At 72.9% G+C, this 17,406-nt stretch carries 19 protein-coding genes; 6 read left to right on the top strand and 13 right to left on the bottom strand.

All coding sequences use genetic code 11. From position 1 onward, the window contains the following. Positions 1 to 78 precede the first annotated feature (78 nt). The 3 genes from ACLQ27_RS14900 to mqnE all read right to left on the bottom strand — a co-directional run bounded on the left by ACLQ27_RS14900 (position 79) and on the right by mqnE (position 2,050). Positions 79 to 357, bottom strand: a complete 279-nt coding sequence (locus ACLQ27_RS14900; RefSeq protein WP_357491251.1) for a DUF4229 domain-containing protein — start codon at positions 355 to 357, stop codon at positions 79 to 81. A 62-nt stretch (positions 358 to 419) separates the two neighbouring features. Next, entirely contained in the window at positions 420 to 857 is a 438-nt protein-coding gene (locus ACLQ27_RS14895) for a hypothetical protein (protein ID WP_357491253.1), read from the bottom strand. Positions 858 to 880: 23 nt separating this feature from the next. Further along, the gene (gene mqnE / locus ACLQ27_RS14890) at positions 881 to 2,050 is read right to left on the bottom strand and encodes an aminofutalosine synthase MqnE (protein WP_354853815.1); all 1,170 of its coding nucleotides are present in this window, start codon (positions 2,048 to 2,050) and stop codon (positions 881 to 883) included. 237 nt (positions 2,051 to 2,287) lie between these two features. On the opposite strand from mqnE, the gene ACLQ27_RS14885 reads away from it, so the two are divergent. Continuing rightward, positions 2,288 to 3,826 (top strand): C40 family peptidase, encoded by a 1,539-nt coding sequence (locus ACLQ27_RS14885; protein WP_425867181.1) that lies wholly within the window; start codon positions 2,288 to 2,290, stop codon positions 3,824 to 3,826. A 579-nt stretch (positions 3,827 to 4,405) separates the two neighbouring features. On the opposite strand, the gene ACLQ27_RS14880 is transcribed toward ACLQ27_RS14885, so the two are convergent. Both ACLQ27_RS14880 and ACLQ27_RS14875 read right to left on the bottom strand, forming a co-directional pair. Beyond that, on the bottom strand, positions 4,406 to 4,558 hold the full coding sequence (locus tag ACLQ27_RS14880) for a hypothetical protein (protein ID WP_425867179.1): 153 nt from the start codon (positions 4,556 to 4,558) through the stop codon (positions 4,406 to 4,408). Between the two features lie 9 nt (positions 4,559 to 4,567). Continuing rightward, a complete protein-coding gene (locus ACLQ27_RS14875; RefSeq protein ID WP_425867177.1) occupies positions 4,568 to 5,305 on the bottom strand; it encodes a hypothetical protein in 738 nt (245 codons plus the stop codon). On the opposite strand from ACLQ27_RS14875, the gene ACLQ27_RS14870 reads away from it, so the two are divergent. From ACLQ27_RS14870 to ACLQ27_RS14860, 3 genes are all read left to right on the top strand, one after another. Continuing rightward, complete coding sequence (locus ACLQ27_RS14870) at positions 5,283 to 5,693, top strand: hypothetical protein (RefSeq protein WP_425867175.1); 411 nt, start codon at positions 5,283 to 5,285, stop codon at positions 5,691 to 5,693. The two genes, ACLQ27_RS14875 and ACLQ27_RS14870, sit on opposite strands and share 23 nt — an antisense overlap. Positions 5,694 to 5,898: 205 nt before the next feature. Further along, positions 5,899 to 7,890, top strand: a complete 1,992-nt coding sequence (locus ACLQ27_RS14865) for a DEAD/DEAH box helicase (RefSeq protein WP_425867173.1) — start codon at positions 5,899 to 5,901, stop codon at positions 7,888 to 7,890. 116 nt (positions 7,891 to 8,006) lie between these two features. Then, positions 8,007 to 8,627: a putative glycolipid-binding domain-containing protein gene (locus ACLQ27_RS14860; protein WP_425867344.1), complete on the top strand. Its 621-nt coding sequence runs from the start codon at positions 8,007 to 8,009 to the stop codon at positions 8,625 to 8,627. A 72-nt stretch (positions 8,628 to 8,699) separates the two neighbouring features. On the opposite strand, the gene ACLQ27_RS14855 is transcribed toward ACLQ27_RS14860, so the two are convergent. Genes ACLQ27_RS14855 through ACLQ27_RS14845 form a run of 3 tightly spaced genes read right to left on the bottom strand, consistent with a single transcriptional unit; the run spans position 8,700 to position 11,168 of the window. Next, positions 8,700 to 9,791: a PLP-dependent cysteine synthase family protein gene (locus ACLQ27_RS14855; RefSeq protein ID WP_357491259.1), complete on the bottom strand. Its 1,092-nt coding sequence runs from the start codon at positions 9,789 to 9,791 to the stop codon at positions 8,700 to 8,702. A 31-nt stretch (positions 9,792 to 9,822) separates the two neighbouring features. Beyond that, complete coding sequence (locus ACLQ27_RS14850; RefSeq protein ID WP_357491261.1) at positions 9,823 to 10,653, bottom strand: SDR family NAD(P)-dependent oxidoreductase; 831 nt, start codon at positions 10,651 to 10,653, stop codon at positions 9,823 to 9,825. 56 nt (positions 10,654 to 10,709) lie between these two features. Further along, on the bottom strand, positions 10,710 to 11,168 hold the full coding sequence (locus tag ACLQ27_RS14845) for an Lrp/AsnC family transcriptional regulator (protein ID WP_234587753.1): 459 nt from the start codon (positions 11,166 to 11,168) through the stop codon (positions 10,710 to 10,712). A gap of 269 nt (positions 11,169 to 11,437) precedes the next feature. Between ACLQ27_RS14845 and ACLQ27_RS14840 the strand changes: the two genes are divergently transcribed. Next, positions 11,438 to 11,704 carry a BldC family transcriptional regulator gene (locus ACLQ27_RS14840; RefSeq protein ID WP_007454516.1) on the top strand — a complete coding sequence of 89 codons (267 nt, stop codon included), beginning with the start codon at positions 11,438 to 11,440 and terminating at the stop codon, positions 11,702 to 11,704. A gap of 101 nt (positions 11,705 to 11,805) precedes the next feature. Here the strand turns inward: ACLQ27_RS14840 and ACLQ27_RS14835 are convergent, their stop codons facing one another. Beyond that, on the bottom strand, positions 11,806 to 12,435 hold the full coding sequence (locus ACLQ27_RS14835; protein ID WP_357573568.1) for a UbiX family flavin prenyltransferase: 630 nt from the start codon (positions 12,433 to 12,435) through the stop codon (positions 11,806 to 11,808). A gap of 161 nt (positions 12,436 to 12,596) precedes the next feature. Here ACLQ27_RS14835 and ACLQ27_RS14830 point away from each other — a divergent pair, with 161 nt between their 5' ends. Beyond that, entirely contained in the window at positions 12,597 to 13,559 is a 963-nt protein-coding gene (locus ACLQ27_RS14830; RefSeq protein WP_425867170.1) for a terpene synthase family protein, read from the top strand. Here the strand turns inward: ACLQ27_RS14830 and mqnP are convergent. The 4 genes from mqnP to ACLQ27_RS14810 all read right to left on the bottom strand — a co-directional run bounded on the left by mqnP (position 13,556) and on the right by ACLQ27_RS14810 (position 17,349). Beyond that, positions 13,556 to 14,467 (bottom strand): menaquinone biosynthesis prenyltransferase MqnP, encoded by a 912-nt coding sequence (gene mqnP, locus ACLQ27_RS14825; RefSeq protein WP_357491268.1) that lies wholly within the window; start codon positions 14,465 to 14,467, stop codon positions 13,556 to 13,558. The two genes, ACLQ27_RS14830 and mqnP, sit on opposite strands and share 4 nt — an antisense overlap. Continuing rightward, positions 14,467 to 15,927, bottom strand: coding sequence for a menaquinone biosynthesis decarboxylase (locus ACLQ27_RS14820; protein ID WP_357573569.1), 1,461 nt, complete (start codon positions 15,925 to 15,927; stop codon positions 14,467 to 14,469). Before ACLQ27_RS14820 ends, mqnP begins: the two co-directional genes overlap by 1 nt. A gap of 436 nt (positions 15,928 to 16,363) precedes the next feature. After that, the gene (locus ACLQ27_RS14815) at positions 16,364 to 16,552 is read right to left on the bottom strand and encodes a DUF397 domain-containing protein (protein WP_425867167.1); all 189 of its coding nucleotides are present in this window, start codon (positions 16,550 to 16,552) and stop codon (positions 16,364 to 16,366) included. Continuing rightward, a complete protein-coding gene (locus ACLQ27_RS14810; protein WP_234587759.1) occupies positions 16,543 to 17,349 on the bottom strand; it encodes a helix-turn-helix domain-containing protein in 807 nt (268 codons plus the stop codon). The genes ACLQ27_RS14815 and ACLQ27_RS14810 overlap by 10 nt, the downstream gene beginning before the upstream one ends. Between the last annotated feature and the right edge of the window lie 57 nt (positions 17,350 to 17,406).

The following is a 17,406-nucleotide window of genomic DNA, read 5'->3' as shown; positions in this document are numbered from 1 at the left end:
GTTATTGCCCGACCGCCCGGCGTGTCGCGGCAATAACTTCATGATCGACGCTGGTTGTCGGGGGGGTGGGGTGGGGTCCTACGGCTGCTGGCGCTCCGCCTCGTCGGGCTGGTCGTCGTCGCCGGCCAGGGCCGCGCGGAGGCGTTCCTTCTCGGTGCGGCGGCGTTCGGCGGCACTTGCCATCTCCCCGGCCATCTCGTCGCGCCAGCCGCGCAACAGGAAGAAGGAGAGGGCGGCGGAGAAGACCAGCGCCAGCATCAGCTTCAGGAATACGTTCATGTCGACCAGCCAGAGACCCGCCAGCACGGCGACGAACAGCCCGATCCGGCCCAGCGTGTACTTGACCGCCGCGCTCACCTGCACCACTTCCGTTCTCTCCGTCAGCCGCCGGTGCCGGCGGAAGAGTCAACCTGGTCGGGTCAGCCGGTCCGGCGGGCCAGCCAACGGACGCCGGGAAACCAGACCAGCGCGTACGCCACGGTGAACGCCGCCGCCCCCAACGCCCCGGACAGCAGCGGCGGGAACCCGGCGGCAAGCCCGGCGACCAGCAGCCCAACGAGCACCGCGACCGCCAACGCGACGAACGCCGCCGCCACCCGGGCCGCGCCGAAGTCCCAGGCCCGGAAGTCGTCCCAGAACAGCCAGGCCGGCAGGATCACCGCCAGCCAACCGTTGGTGTGGCCAAAGTCGCCGGCACCGAACGAGGCGAACGCCCACTCGAACAGCACGAGCGCCAGCACGCCGATGACCAGGCCGGCCAGGCACACCCCGAGCAGGTCGCCCAGGGTACGCACGCGCCCCTCGGCGTCCCGACGGGGAAACCCACCCTGCTGCTCGGATCCGCGCTGCTCGGTCATCGACTGCGAGGGTACGTGGTGCCTCAGGCCCAGACCTGCTGCGGCTCGGCGCGGCGCTCGGCCAGCGACGGCGCCTTGTCGTACTCCCGGACCACGTTGTAGCGGGTGTCCCGCTCGACCGGCTGGAACCCGGCATCCCAGATCAGGTGCAGCAGGTCGTCGCGGTGCATGGTGTTCGGGGTGCCGTACGAGTCGGCGTCGTGCGTGATCTTGTATTCGACCACCGAGCCATCCAGGTCGTCCACACCGAAGTTCAACGAGAGCTGGGCCACCGAGAGACCGTGCATCACCCAGAAGTTCTTCAGGTGCGGCACGTTGTCGAAGAGCAGCCGGGACACGGCGAACGTCTTCAGCGACTCGGCCGGCGAGGCCATCGTGGTGCGCGCCTGGATCCGGTTGCGGATCTTGCCGTCCGCCGAGTCCACGAAGTCGTGCTGGTAGCGCAGCGGGATGAAGACCGCGAAGCCGCCCGTCTCGTCCTGCAACTCACGCAGCCGCAGCACGTGGTCGACGCGGTGCCGGGGCTCCTCGATGTGGCCGTACAGCATGGTCGCCGGGGTCTTCATGCCCTTGCGGTGCGCCAGGGCGTGGATGCGCGACCAGTCCTCCCAGTGGCAGGCGTGGTCGACGATGTGCTGCCGGACCTCCCAGTCGAAGATCTCCGCGCCACCGCCGGTCAGCGACTCCAGACCGGCGTCCATCAGCTCGTCGAGGATCTCGTCGGCGCTCAGGCCGCTGATCTTCTCGAACCACTGGACCTCGGTCGCCGTGAAGCACTTGAGCTTGACGTTCGGCAGCGCCGCCTTCAGCTCGCGCAGCACCTTGGGGTAGTAGCGCCACGGCAGCGTCGGGTGCAGACCGTTGACGATGTGCAGCTCGGTGAGCTGCTCGTCCTCCATCTCCTTGGCCTTGCGGACAGCCTCGTCGATGCGCATCGTGTACGCGTCCTTCTCGCCCGGCTTGCGCTGGAACGAGCAGTACGCACACGACGCCGAACACACGTTGGTGAGGTTGAGGTGACGGTTGACGTTGAACATCACCCGTTCGCCGTTGAGCTCGGTGCGCTTGTGGTGCGCCAGCCGTCCCAACCAGGTCAGGTCGTCGCTGTCGTAGAGGGCGATGCCGTCCTCGCGGCTCAGCCGCTCACCGGCGTACACCTTCGCTTCGAGCTCACGCTTGAGTCCGGCGTCCATGGCACGTCCCTTCCACCTGCGGTCCCTCCCGAGGGTACGTCGGCGTTCCGGTGGCCCCGGCGGCACGGTCGGCGGCAGCGATCCACTTCACCGGACTCTCAGCCTCCCGTAACCCACCGATGCATCGACATCACTGCCATCGTGCGGTAAGACAAGGTGGGGCGGAACTCACACACTGGTACCGTCCCGACGGCCGCGCCCACCGAGCGCGGCGCCGAGCACCGGACGGGGAGTGGAATGGTCGACAGCGGGCGCGGGCGGCGGCAGCGACGACGGAGCCCGGTGATCTCGCCGGTGCTGCGACCGAAGCTCTGGGCAGCCCTGCTCGGCGCGATCGCCGCCGCCGTGCTGGCCACTCCCGCGTACGCCGATCCGGCCGTGCCCGCGACGGTGCCGGACACCGGCGCCCGCCCGCCGTCGATCGGGGCGCCGCAGTTGCCCGGCAGCCCGCCCGTCGCCGGCATCCCCACCCCACCGGTGGTCAACATCGGCGCCGGCCCGCTGGCCGCCCAGATCGCCGCCGCTGAGAGCCAGGTCGGCCTGCTCGGCGACCAGCTCCTGCTGACCCGGCAGAAACGCACCGACGCGCAGGCCCAGCTCGCCGCCGCCGGCCAGGTGCTGGCGACCACGCAGGACGCCCTCCTCCGCGCCCAGCAGGCAGCCGACGCGGCCGCCTCGGACGCGGTCAAGGCAGCCGCCGCCCTGCCGCCCGGTGACTTCGCCAACGACATCCAGGGGTTGAGCCGGCTCCAGCGGATCAACCGTGGCGAGAAGGTCGAGGGCGCGACCACCGCCGTGGCCGGCGAGCTGTCCCGGGCCCGCGCCAACGAGCAGTCCGCCTACCAGGAGCACACCAGGGCCAAGGCCGCCGTCGACGCCGCCGAGGCCGAGTTCGCCACCGGCGAGAAGGCGCTGCGCACCGCCGAGGCCGGCCTGCTCAAACTGCGCAGGGACAACGCCGCCCAGCTGATCGAGATCGAGCGTCAGCAGGAGGCCACCGAGCAGCAGCTGGGCGCGGGCTACGTCGCCGGCCAGAACACCAGCGGGATGTCCGCGCACCCGCGGGCGCTCGCCGCCGTCCGGTACGCGCTCGCCCAGCTCGGCGACCCGTACAAGTGGTCGGAGGAGGGGCCGGACGAGTTCGACTGCTCCGGTCTGATGTGGGCGGCGTACCGGTCCCCGGGCGCCGACTACTTCGACCTGCCCCGGGTCTCCCGCGACCAGTACGCGGCCACCCGTTCCCGCACCGTGCCGCAGAGCGCACTGCTCCCCGGCGACCTGCTCTTCTTCGCCTCCGGCAGCAGCTGGACCACGATCCACCACGTCGGCATGTACATCGGCAACGGCAAGATGGTGCAGGCGCCCACGACCGGCGACGTGGTCAAGATCTCGGTGGTCGGCTGGTCCCGGCTCTACGCCGCGACCCGGGTGATCGGCGCGGTGCCGACCCCGAACGTGCCCCTTCCGCCGCCCCCCACCACCAAGCCGACCCCGCCCACCAAGCCGACCCCCACCGCGAAGCCGACGCCGACCACCAAGCCGACGCCCAAGCCGACCGGGACGGCCACCCCCAAGCCCACCGGCACCCCGACCCCGAAGCCGACCGGCAGCACGCCGCCCCCGACGGGCGGCCCGACCAACACCCCGCAGACCCCGCCGCCGCCACCCACCACGCCACCGGCCAGCGCGTCGGCCTCCGCCAGCGCCACGCCGTCCACCAGCCGCAGCGGGACGTCCACCGACGGCCCGACGAACAGCCCGAGCACCGCTGGCTGAGCCGCCACACGGGCTCCGGCTGTCCGCCCGGGGCGATCTGTGGCACGGTGACAACCAGGCACATCCGGTCCGATGTCACGGGCCGGGTGCGAGCGTGGCGCGGAGGGCGGAGATGGCCGAGCAGAGAGATCCGGCGGAGAGTGTCGACTCCGCACTGACGGAGGCCGGCCCGCTCGACGGCGAAGCCCCCGCCACGCTCGACGGGCGGGCCCCCGCGCAGGCAACCGCGCCCGACGCGAAGGCCGCCGCAGACGACGCGGAGGCCGCCGCGCCCCACGCGAAGGCCGCCCCCGGCGACGCGGATGCGGCGGACAACGCATCCCACGCGAAGGCCGCGCCCGGCGACGCGAAGGCCGACCCGCCAGAGGACGACGCCGCAAACGACACCGGCACCGGCGGCGCTCCCGCCGACGACGCTGCCACCGCTCAGCCCAGCGAGGCGGACGTCGAGCAGCCGACGCCGGACACCGCTGCCCCTGGCTCGATCGTCGCGGCCCCGGTGCGAGCCCGCGCGAGCGTCGCGACCGTCGGAGCGCTGCCCGGCGATCTCCCGGCGAGCGCTCCGGCCAGCGCGACCACCTACCGGGCGACCGGCTCAGCCAGCCCGGTAGGTGTCCCGTTGCCCGGCCAGCGGGCCGCCTCGACGGCTCCGGCGCGCGCCAGCGCCACGGTGCCGGGCAGCAGCCGGGTCGTGGCCGGCAGCGAGGGCACGCCGGACTCCCGGGCCAGCACGTCCGCCGTCTACCGGTCGGCGCCGGTCAATACCGAGCCTCCGGAGCCGGTGCAGCCCCCCGAGCCGGTGCAGCCCCCCGAGCCGCCGACTCCGGAACCAACGCCCCCCGGGCCTGGTGACCCGGAGCCCGCGCCGAGTCCGGGTCCGTACCCGCCCGGTCCGTCGCCGACCCCGGGCCCCTCCCCCACGCCGCCGCCGGACCCGGTGCCGCCCGTGCCCGGGCCACCCGTGCCGCCGCCCTCGCCGCTGCCGCCCATGCCGGGCCCGCCGACACCACCCGTCCCCGGGCCTCCGATGCCCCCGTCCGGCCCGCCGGTGCCCGCGCCACCGCCGCCGCCCGGTCCGATGCCGGCGCCACCGTTCCCGCCGCCCCCGGCGACGATCGGCACGCCGGGCGTACGGGCCACCGCCCCGGTCTCCGCGCCGCCGGCTGCCTGGCCGTCCATGACCGACGCCGCACCGCGAACCGTCAGCGCCCCGACCGCGGCACAGCCGTCACCGGATGCCGCACCGCCGGCACCAGGCGGCGCACGGACGTCGGAGGCCGCCTGGTCGGCCCCCAGCAGCGCACGGACGTCGGGTGCCGCGTCGTCGGCCCCGAGCAGTGCCTGCACGTCGGGGGCCGCGTCCTCCGCCCCGAGCGGCGCACGGACGTCGGAGGCCGCGAGCAGCACCCGGGCGGAGGTGCCCGTCTCGGCCCCACCTGTGGTGCCCGCGCCCGCGTTGCCGAGCTGGCCACCGTCCACCGCCGGCACGCCGGCGGCCGGTGGCACGGGTTACCGGACGACCACGCCGCCGGGCGGCGCTGCCCGGCGGGACGCGCCGGCGGGCCCGCCCGCCGCAAGGCGCGACGGCGGCACCGACCTGGCGGGCACCGTCTACGGCGGCGGTGAGGGCCCGGGGTTCGCCACGATCGCCCTGCCGGCCAACGCGGCGGTGGAGAATTCCGGCTCGCTGACCGGGCACATCCTTGCCCAGGGTTGGTCGGACACGCCGGCCGAGCGGTCGCGAAACACCCGGGTGGTGATCGTCCTGATCGCCGCGTTGGCGCTGCTGGTGGGGATCAGCGTGCTGGTAGTCCTGCTCGCGAACGACGCCCTGGACGGCCTGGTGGGCGGCGTGCTCAACGGCTGATCCGGCGACCGGGCGGGTTCGCGCTTCCGTGAGTCCGCCCACTACCGTCGGTCAACCGGCTGGCGGCTTCGCCGAACCGCCGTACACTGGTCGAGATCACTGACCCGGCGCGCGTGGTGCGCGCCCCTGGGCGATCTTGCGGGCGATCCGGCGGCACAGCCGCGGCAGGCCATCGCGAAGATGCGCCCCGCTCGAAAGGCATTTGTTGACCACCTCTGCTGACCCCAGCACCGTTACGTCCGTTTTCAACTCAGTCCCGGCGGCCGACACCGCCCGGGAGCAGCTCGACGTCGCCCCGAGCGAGACCGGCACCGCGCCGGCAGCGACCGCGCAGGCCGAGCCGACCGAGACAACCGAGCCGATGACCTTCGCCGCTCTCGGCCTGCCCGAGCCGCTGGTCCGCGCGCTGGCGCAGCAGGGCATCACCAGCCCGTTCGAGATCCAGCGGGCCACCGTTCCGGACGCGCTCGCCGGCCGCGACGTGCTGGGCCGCGGGCAGACCGGTTCGGGTAAGACGCTCGCCTTCGGTCTGCCGATGATCGCCCGGCTGGCCAACCGCAACCGGGCCCGGCCGATGCGTCCGCGCGCCCTGGTCCTGGTGCCCACCCGCGAGCTGGCCATGCAGGTCAACGACGCCCTGGTGCCGCTGGGCAAGTCCGTCGGCATCTTCCTCAAGACCGCCGTCGGCGGTGTTCCGTACGACCGCCAGATCGACGCGCTGCGGCGCGGCGTGGAGATCATCGTGGCGACCCCGGGTCGGCTCGGCGACCTCATCGAGCGGGGCATCTGCCAGCTCGACGACGTCGAGGTGACGGTGCTCGACGAGGCCGACCAGATGGCCGACATGGGCTTCCTGCCCGAGGTGACCGAACTGCTGGCGAAGACGCCGGCCAACGGTCAGCGGCTGCTCTTCTCGGCCACCCTCGACGGTGACGTCGACGCGCTGGTCAAGCGGTTCATGAACGACCCGGTGACCCACTCCACCGCGCCGTCCACCGCGTCGGTGTCCACCATGGATCACCACATGCTCCTGATCCCGCCGCACGAGAAGTTCCCGGTGGCCGCGTCGATCGCCGCTCGCGACGGGCGGACCATGGTCTTCGCCCGCACCCAGCTGGGTGTGGACCGGCTCGTCGAGCAGCTCGCGGCGGTCGGCGTACGGGCCGGTGGGCTGCACGGGGGCAAGACCCAGCGGATGCGGACCAAGACCCTTGCCGAGTTCCGTGAGGGCCGGATGAACGTCCTGGTCGCCACGGATGTGGCGGCCCGTGGCATCCACGTCGACGGGGTCACCCTGGTGCTGCACGTCGACCCCCCGAAGGACCCGAAGGACTACCTGCACCGCGCCGGCCGTACCGCCCGGGCCGGCGAGTCCGGCGCGGTCGCCACGCTCGTGCTGCCCAAGCAGCGTCGTACCACCCTCGCCATGCTGGAGAAGGCCGGCGTGGAGCCGGCCGAGACCCGCGTCCGGCTCGGCGACCCGGCGCTGGCCGAGCTGATCGGTGCCCGCGAGCCCAGCGGCGTCCCGGTTCGCCTGGAGGCGGAGCCTCGCGGCTTCGGTGACCGCTCCGGCGGCGCACGCCGCTTCGACGACCGTTCCGGGGGCCCGCGCCGCTTCGGTGACCGGCCGAGTGGCGAGCGCCGCTACGGCGACCGTCCGCAGGGCGAGCGCCGCTACGGCGACCGACCCACCGGCGACCGGCAGTACGGCGACCGACCGACCGGCGAGCGCCGCTACGCCGATCGGGACAGCCGGGGTTACGGCGACCGGCCCACCGGCGAGCGCCGCTTCAGCGACCGCCCGCAGGGCGACCGGCAGTACGGCGACCGTCCGCAGGGCGAGCGCCGCTACGGCGACCGCCCGCAGGGCGACCGGCAGTACGGCGACCGGCCCACCGGCGAGCGCCGCTTCAGCGACCGGCCGCAGGGCGACCGGCAGTACGGCGACCGACCGCAGGGCGAGCGCCGCTACGGCGACCGGCCCACCGGCGAGCGGCAGTACGGCGACCGGCCGACCGGCGAGCGGCGCTTCGGCGACCGGCCGCAGGCTGACCGGGGTGACCGGCCGGCCGGTGAGCGGCGTTTCGCCGACCGGGACGCCCGGGGTGGTTACCGCTCCGAGGGCCGCGGTCGGGACGACCGGCCGCGCGACGACCGTCGCGGTTTCGGCGGCCGGCCGGCGGCGCGTACCCACTGATCCACTGATTCACTGATTCACCGGAACGCCGTCGCGGAGCGCACGCTTCGCGACGGCGTTCTCGCATGCCGTGGCCGATGTCGGTCCGGTCGCGTAACGTCCGGCTCATGGCGACCATGGCGAAGTCGATCTTCTGGTCCCGGACGGACACCGCCGGCAGTGAGCAGGCTCTGTTCACCGACGGCGACGGGTTGGCGGCGCGGGGCACGCTCCTCGCCGTGGACCCGATTCCGTTCACCGCCCGCTACCGGCTGGCCACGGCGCCCGACTGGAGCACCGTCCGGGTCGAGGTCGAGGCCGAGGGGTCGGGCTGGTTGCGCCGGGTGACGTTGGAGCGGGCGGCGTCCCGGTGGCGGGTGACCACCGCCGAGCAGGGCGACCTGGACGCGGCGCTGACCAGGGCCGGGCATCCCCGGTCCGGCCTGCCGGGCACCGACGACCCGGATCGCCTGGCCGAGGCGCTCGACGTCGACCTGAGCGGCTCGCCGCTGTTCAACGCCGTGCCGGTGCGCCGGCTCGGGCTGACCAGCGGGCCGGCCGACATGCCGCGCCGGATCACCGTCGCGTGGGTGCTGCTGCCCGGCCTCGAGGTGGTGCCGGCCGAGCAGATCTACACGGGGCTCGGGCCGGGCCGGGTCCGGTTCGCCAGCGGCACCTTCACGGCGGACATCGACCTGGACGCCGACGGCTACGTGGTGCGCTACCCCGGCCTGGCGGAGCGCATCGACCCACGGTGACCGGGCCGACAGCCCAGACCGGGCCCTCCCGCAGGCCAGCGCCCGCGCGACCTGCGGGAGGGAACGCGCTGCTCAGGCGGGCCAGGCGCCGCTGGTCAGGAAGCGCTCGATGGTCGCGGCATGGGGTGCCAGATCGAGCCCCTGGGCGGCCACCCAGTCGTCGGAGTAGTACGTGTCGGCGTACCGGTCACCGGCGTCGCAGATCAGGCTGACCACCGAGCCGGTCCGGCCCTCGGCGAGCATCTCGGCGATCAGGCCGAACGCGCCCCACAGGTTGGTGCCGGTGGAGCCGCCCACCCGCCGGCCGAGCACCGCCGAGCCGGCGCGCATCGCGGCCAGCGAGGCGGCGTCCGGCACCTGGACCATTCGGTCCACGACCGATGGCAGGAAGGATGCCTCGACGGTGGGCCGGCCGATCCCCTCGATGCGGGAGCCCCTGCCGGTGCGTACCGACCAGTCGGCGGCCAGCCAGGCCGGATAGAAGGCGGAGTTCTCCGGGTCGACGACGCAGAGCTTGGTGGCCAGGCGGCGGTAGCGGGCGTACCGGCCGATGGTGGCGCTGGTGCCCCCGGTGCCGGCGCCCACGACGACCCACGCCGGGATGGGGTGGCGTTCCAGCCCCAGCTGCGCGTAGATCGACTCGGCGATGTTGTTGTTGCCCCGCCAGTCGGTGGCCCGCTCGGCGTACGTGAACTGGTCCATGAAGTGGCCGCCGGAGTCCTCGGCCAGCCAGCGGGCCTCGACCACGACGCTCGCCGGGTCGTCCACCAGGTGGCAGCGGCCGCCCTGGAACTCGATCTGCGTGATCTTCTCGGGCGAGGTGGAGGCGGGCATCACGGCGATGAACGGCAGCCCGAGCATCCGGGCGAAGTACGCCTCGGAGACCGCCGTGGAGCCGGAGGACGCCTCGACGATCGTGGTGCGCGGCCCGATCCAACCGTTGCAGAGGCCGTAGAGGAACAGCGAACGGGCCAGCCGGTGCTTCAGCGAGCCGGTCGGGTGGGACGACTCGTCCTTGAGGTAGAGGTCGATTCCCCAGGCCCGGGGCAGGGGGAACGGCAGCAGGTGGGTGTCGGCCGAGCGGTTCGCGTCCGCCTCGACGGCGGCGATCGCCTCGGTCACCCAGCTGCGGCTGGCCTCGTCGCACCGGTCGAGATGAGTCACGCGGGAAACCTAGCAAGCAGGCCAGCGGCGCTCAGCCGCGGTCCGGAGGCGTCGACCGGCGTGACTGTCGGCGTTGCCCGGCCCGACCCACGGCCTCAACGAGAGGATTCAGTCCGACGGCGAGTCGGGGCAGGGCGTCCAGGAGCCGGACCTGAGCGCCCCGCCAGCGGGGCAGGCTGACCACCGGGCGGGGCCGGCGGGCCAGCCGGGCCGCCCGGGCGGCCACCCGCTGCGGGGTCAGCATCGACCCGGTGAACGAGGCTAGCGCGCCAGGATCGTCCAGGCGGTCGTGCAGCATCGGGGTCCAGATGCCGTCCGGGCAGAGGCAGGAGACGTGCACCCGCCGGTACCCGGCCATCCGCAGGTCGGACAGGGTGCCGAGGCTGAATGCCAGCAGTGCGTGCTTGCTGGCGGCGTACACCGTCTCGCCGGGTGCGGCGATGAGCCCGGCCAGCGAGACGATGTTCAGGACGTGGCCGTGGCCCTGGCCGCGCATGACCGCCAGCGCGGCGAGTGTGCCGTTCATGGCGCCGAGCGCGTTGACGTCGAGCACGCGGCGGCGGGTCGGCCCGTCGTGCTCCCAGGAGGGGCCGGTGACCAGGATGCCGGCGTTGTTGACCCAGAGGCCGAGGCCGCCCCGGCTCGCGGCGTGCGCCGCGATCTCGGCGCACGCGGCCTCGTCGCGGACGTCCAGTGCGGCCGACCAGCCTCCGAACGGCACGGCGGCTGCTGCCGCCGCGGCCGGGTCGAGGTCGGTGAGCAGCACCGACCAGCCGTCGGCGTGCAGCGCGGCGGCGACGGCGCGGCCCAGGCCGCCGGCGGCCCCGGTCACCACTGCGGCGCCGCGTTCCGGCGAGGTCATCGGCGCACGCTACCGCCGTGCGCGGCACGACACCAGGGGTACGCGGTGCAGCAGGGTCAGGCGGGCTGCGGGCCGACCGCCTGGGGGCGGTTCTCCCACTTGGTGGAGAGGGCAATGGCGGTGCGCGTGGAGGCGACCCCGGGGGTCCGGTTCAGCCGCACGATGAGCTGCTCCAGCTCGGCGATCGTGCCGACCCGGGCCTTGAGCAGGAACGACTCGACGCCGGCCATGAAGTAGCAGGACTCGATCTCGGGCAGCACCCGCAGCGACTCCAGCATGTCGTCGGAGTCCGCGCCGGAGTCCTCGACGATGCCGATGAGCGCCGTGACGCCCAGCCCGATCGCCTCGGGTTCGACGTCCGCGCGGTAGCCCCGGACCACGCCGCTGCTCTCCAGCTTGCCGACGCGTTCGTGCACGGCGGGGGCGGAGAGGCCCACCTGCCGGGCAAGCTCGGCGTACGAGAGGCGGGCGTTGCCCCGCAGCAGGTCGACGAGGCTCAGGTCGATGGCGTCCACGGAGAGTGACCTTAACGGGTTGGGCGTAACGCGATGCCTTCGGCATCCGTTGGTCAGAACAGTGAGTAACTGTTCATAAACTGACGGTCTAGGTAGGGGTTGCACCAGTACCATTTACTAACTTCCCAGTCAGTGCATTTTTCGCGTTTGGCGGACAGGCCAGGTCCCTGGTGCTGTAATTGCCATACGTCCCTCATGACGGCTCTGGGCTCGCACCAGCCGGGGGCAGTGTGTTCAGCCAGGGGCTTCGTCGACGCGAGGAGGGGGCTGTGGACACTGGAGATCGCCTGCTGACACCGGGTGAGGTCGCCGCGCTGTTTCGGGTGGACCCGAAAACTGTGACGAGATGGGCGGCGGCCGGCCGGATAGGAAGCATCCGGACTCCAGGCGGGCATCGCCGGTTTCGGGAATCCGAGGTGCGGGCCCTGCTTGAGGGGGAGGGCATGCTGGACGAGGTGGACGAGGTCGGAAAGCCACGCAACGTGGGTCCGGCTGCCTCCACCGGGCCGGGTCCGGCCAACGCCGGCATGTACTGAACTGGTGCGGACAACGTCAGGCGGACCGGACACCAGTCCGGTCCGCGTCCCGCTGCGACGACCCGTGCGGCGTCCGGGGCCGGACGGGCTGAGCCGACGGCTCAGCCCCGGGCGGCGCCGAGCTGGCCGGACCAGCGGCGGAACAGGGTGTGTGGCACGCCGAGAGCGTCCAGCACCTTGCCGGCCACGAAATCGACAAGTTGCTGCGCGCTGGCCGCCGCGCCCGCGCCGTAGAAGCCGGGGCTGGCCGGGAGCACCACAGCGCCGGCGTCGTGCAACGCGATGAGATGCTCCAGGTGACTGCGGGTCACCGGCGTCTCCCGGGGCACCACCACCACCGGTCGACGCTCCTTGAGATTGACCTCGGCGGCGCGTTGCAGCAGGTCCTTGGAGAGCCCGATCGCGATGCCCGCGCAGGCCGCCGTGCTCGCGGGCACCACTGCCATTCCGCGGACCCGGTAGGAGCCGCTGCTGGGCCCGGCCGCCAGGTCACCCGCCGGCCAGTGCCGTACGTCCGCGTCGGTCAGGTCCCGGCCGAGCCAGGCGGCGAGGTCCTCGGCCCAGTGCGCGTCGCGGAACGACCGTCCGGTCTCGTCGAGCACGGTGAGCCGTGCCGCCCGGGACACGATGAGGTCCACCGGCTCGCCTGCGTCGAGGAGCCCGCCGACGACGGCCGCCGCGTACGGCGTGCCGGAGGCTCCGGAGACCCCGACCACCCATGGTTCCCGCATGCCCTCAGCCTGCCTGGTCGGCGTCGCACGCCGGTGGGCACCCCCGCGATCTCCTCGACGCGAGCCGTCCGAGATGTCCGGGCGGGTATCTGCTCGTCCCGGCGACCTGACATGCTGCCGGTGGCGATTCGCGCCGGAAGCAGATCGCGCGGGAGGCAGGGGTGACGACCGGCGAGGTCCTCTGGGCGCTGCGCGCCGAGTGCCCGATTCCTGCCCGGCTCTCACCGCATGCGGACCGGGTCCAACATTGGCTGCTCGGTCTGTTGCCCGAGCTGGGTCTGCCGCTGGACGACGCCGCCCTGCACCGGCTGGCCCGGGGCGGCTTCGCACGGTACGCGGGGCGGCTCTACCCGGACGCCAGCGAAGCCGACCTGCGGGTGCTGACCGCTCTCTTCACCTGGTTCTTCCTCGTCGACGACGCGTGCGACGGGCCGAACCGGCTCGATCCGGCGCAGATCCGGGCGCTGCGCGACGGCACGCTGGCACTGCTGCACGACGGCCCCCGGCTGCGGCACGGCGGCCTGACCGGTCCGCTGCGGCGGCTGCTGGTGCTGGCCTGGCGGGAGCCGCGCCGACGGATGCCGGCCCGGTGGCGCCTGCGCTTCGCCGACGCGGTGGCCCGGCACCTCGACGGCACCTGGCGGGAGGCGGTCAACAAGGAGGCCGGCCGCCGGCCCAGCGTCGGCGAGTACGTCGAGCTGCGCCGGGAAACGTCGGCGGCGGAGGTGTCGTACCCGCTGGTGGAGTTCGTCAGCGGCCGACCGCTGCCCGACCCGGTCTACCACCACCCGCTGCTGCGGCAGATCGCGCGCACCGGCAACGACCTGCTCTCCTGGTACAACGACGTCGCCTCGCTGGACCGGGACCGGGCCACCTCGGGCGGGCACAACCTGGTCCTGGCCACGCAGGCCGAGCAGGGCGTGTCGGCGGCGGAGGCGGTCGACCGGGTGGCCGAGCGCTGGCGGGAGTCGATGCGACAGTTCGTGGCGCTGCGCGCCGCCGTGCCGTCGTTCGGGCCGGCGTTGGACGAGGCGGTCACCGACCATCTCGACGGGGTCGCGTACGCGGTGCGCGGCACCATCGACTGGACGCTGGAGAGCGCCCGCTACCCGACCAACGCCTAGCCGCGCAGGTCGAGGCGGATCACCAGGTCGAGCAGGGCGAACACGAACAGCGCGATGCCGACGAAGCCGTTGGCGGTGAAGAACGCCCGGTTGACCTTGCTGAGGTCGGTCGGGCTGACCACCAGGTGCTGGTAGCCGAACGCGACAGCTGTCAACGCCAGCCCGATCCACCAGAGCCAGCCGAAGCCGACCAGCGCGCCGAACCAGATGAACAGCGCGAACGTCACCACGTGCGCCACGGTGGAGGCGTGCAGGGCGAAGCGCCGGCCGTACCGGGCGGGCACGCTGTGCACGCCGATCTCCTGGTCGATCTCGGAGTCCTGGCAGGCGTAGATCAGGTCGAAGCCGCCGATCCACAGGCCGACCGCCGCGCCGAGCAGCCAGGCCGGCCAGGAGCCGTCCAGGGTGCCGGTGACCGCGAGCCAGGCGCCGACCGGGCCGACCGCCTGGGCGATCGCGAGGATGGCGTGCGGCCAGTTGGTGAACCGCTTGCCGTACGGGTAGACGACCAGCGGCACCACGGCGAGCGGCGCCAGCACCAGGCAGAGGGGGTTGAGCAGCGCGGCGGCGACGAGGAACACCACGAGCGCGACGGCCGCGCCGGTCCAGGCCGTGCGCACGCTCACGGCCCCGGTGACCAGTTCCCGTCCGGCGGTACGCGGGTTCCGGGCGTCGATGCGCCGGTCGAGGATCCGGTTGGCGGCCATCGCGAACGTCCGCGCGCCGACCATCGCCACGGTGATCAGTAGCAGGTCGAGCCACCGCACGTGCCCGCCGTTGACCTGCATGGCGGTCAGTGCCGACAGGTACGCGAACGGCAGCGCGAACACCGAGTGCTCGATCGCGACGAGCTTGAGGAAGGACTTGACCCGGCCCGGCTTCTCCACGGGTGCGTCGAGGACGGCCATCAGATCCCGTACTCCTTCCAGCGCTTGTCGACCAGGGCCGCGACTTCCGGGGCCATGGTCATCTCCTCCGGCCAGCCTCGGGTGTAGCCCTCGGTGGGCAGCTTGCGGGTCGCGTCGACGCCTGCCTTGCCGCCCCAGAACTGCTGGTACGACGAGTGGTCGAGGTGGTCCACCGGCCCCTCGGTCAGCAGCAGGTCACGGGCGTAGTCGACGTTGCCGAACGCGCGGAAGGCGACCTCGTTGTAGTCGTGCACGTCGCAGTCCTCGTCGACGATCACGATCAGCTTGGTGAGCGACATGAGGTGCGCGCCCCAGATCGCGTTCATGACCTTCTGCGCGTGCTTCGGGTAGCGCTTGCGGATGGAGACGATCGCGCAGTTGTGGAACACCCCGGCGGCCGGCAGGTCGTAGTCGACGATGTCCGGGATCATCAGCTTGAGCAGCGGCTGGAAGATCCGCTCGGTGGCCTTGCCGAGGCCGTGGTCCTCCTGCGGCGGCTTCGACGTGACGATCGAGTGGTAGACCGGGTCGCGCTGCATGGTCATCGCTTCGATGTGCAGCACCGGGAACGGCTCGACGGGCGTGTAGTAGCCGGTGTGGTCGCCGAACGGCCCCTCGGGCAGTCGCTCGCCGGGCTCCAGGTAGCCCTCCAGGACGATCTGCGCGTGCGCCGGCACCTGCAACGGGACGGTGAGGCAGTCGACCATCTCCACCCGTTCGCCGCGCAGGAACCCGGCGAACAGGTATTCGTCGATGTCGCCGGGCAGCGGCGCGCTTGCCGCGTACGAGACGACGGGGTCGCAGCCGATCGCGATCGCGACCGGCAGGCGCTGGCCGAGCCGCTCGGCGACCGCGTGGTGCGCGGTGGAGTCCTTGTGGATCTGCCAGTGCATGCCGAGGGTGTTGCGGCCGTGCTGCTGGAGCCGGTAGAGGCCCAGGTTGCGCTTGCCGGTCTCCGGGTGCTTGGTGTGGGTCAGCCCGTAGTTGTGGAAGATCCCGCCGTCGCCGGGCCAGACCTGCAGCCCCGGCAGGCGGCCCAGGTCGACGTCGTCGCCCCGGTAGACGACCTCCTGGCAGGGCGCGGTCTTGACCTTGCGTGGGGGCAGCGACTTGAGCTGCATGACCTTGCCGAGGCCTTCGCGGATGCCGGACCAGCCGACCGGCAGCTCCGGCTTGATCATCGCGCCGATCCGCTCGCCGATCTCGTCCAGCGAGTCGACGCCGAGGGCCATCGCCATCCGCTTCTCGGTGCCGAACAGGTTGATCGCGACCGGCATCTCGCCCCGGGTGGGGTGCTCGAAGAGCAGCGCCGGCCCGCCGGCCCGCACCGTCCGGGTGACCACCTCGCTGATCTCCAGGGTCGGGTCGACGGGCACGTCGACCCGGCGCAGCTCCCCCGCGCGCTCCAGCGCCGCGAGAAAGTCCTTGAGATCGGTGTACGGGAAGCCACGAGCCGCCATGACGCCCAGTCTCCCGCACCGGGTCCGGGGCGACCCACAGCGGGTGCTGTGACACCCGCGACGGCCGGGTGCGCCCGCCCCGCGCCCCGCGCCCCGCGCCCCGCGCCCCGCGCCCCGCGCCCCGCGCCCCGCGCCCCGCGCCCCGCGCCCCGCGCCCAAGATCCGCGCAACTTCCCGGATGTTGCTGCCTCCGACACGCTGGAGACACCAACATCCCTGATGTTGTGCGGATCTTGCGACGAGCACCTGGTGCGGGCGGCTGCGCCGGTGTCCGCGCTACTGCCGTTGAGTTACTCGTTGTCAGCTCCGGGCTGACCACCCGCCTGTCAGTCACGGGCGCTCCGAGCGTGGGGTGGACCTGGCGCGCGTCGCGGTCAGCGCGACCAGGCGCAGGTAGACGGACGATCGGTGGCCGGCACGCGCGCCCGGTGGCGGGTCAGTCGGTGCGGGCCAGGTCGACAAAAGCGCGCCACGCGGCCGGGCTGAAGGTCAGCACGCCACCGTCGCGGTCCTTGGAATCACGGACGTGCACCCGGCCGGGCAGGTTGTCGGCGACCTCGACGCAGGCGCCGCTGTTGTTGCCGCTCCGGGTGGACTTGTGCCAGCGGACTCCGGTCAGATCCATGGCTTCACGATCTCCTCGAGCAGGTCGATGGACTGCTGCCGGGGCAGCGCGTCACTGCGCAGACTCTCCCACCTTCCGAGCAGGGTCGCTACCTCGTTGTTCTCGTCGACGGCGGTGCCGCCGGTCTGGTTGTCGAGGAAGCCGAGCCAGCTGCCGTCAGCGGTGCGACCGAGGATGAACGGCCCGAACAGGCCGGCGTGCAGCCCGACCGCCTGCGGCAGCACGTGCACCCGGATGCGTGGCCGACGGGCGCACGCCACCAGGTGCCGGAGCTGATCGGCCAACACTCCGGCGCAGCCCTCCGCGAAGCGCCGCAACGCGGCCTCGTCGATCACGGCGGTGAGCTGCGGCGGGTGCTCCCGGTCGAGGATCACCTGCCGCTCCAGCCGGGCGGCCACCAACTCCTCCACCCGCTCGGCGGTGAGCCCCAGGTCGAGCCGGAACACCGCGCGGGCGTAGTCGGCGGTCTGTAACAGGCCGGGGATCATCGTCGACTCGAAGCAGCGCAACTGGGTGGCGACGCGCTCGACCTCCAACCAGGGCCGGAACCAGACCGGCTCACCGTCCCGCCGGCCCAGCTCGCGCAGCGAGACCAGCAGCCCTCCGGTGTCGAGCACCTCGTCGGCCCGGGTCAGGTACGCCAGGTTGGGCACGGTCTGGCCCAACTCGACCGCCGACACCATTGAGGGTGAGTAGTGCGCCCGCTTGCCATACTCCTCCTGACTCATGCCGGCCGCGAGCCGCGACCGCCGGAGCTGGTCCCGGATCATCGCCACCGTCGACACCACTGGGGCCATTCGCCCACCTCCCGCCAGGAATGAAGGACCACATCGGCCCGCCTGCCGCAAGGTAGC

It is taken from the genome of Micromonospora sp. DT63 (genome assembly GCF_049841615.1).
In the GTDB taxonomy this organism is placed as follows: domain Bacteria; phylum Actinomycetota; class Actinomycetes; order Mycobacteriales; family Micromonosporaceae; genus Micromonospora.
Note: the sequence above shows the minus strand (reverse complement) of the source record. Positions and strands in the feature narration are given on the sequence as shown.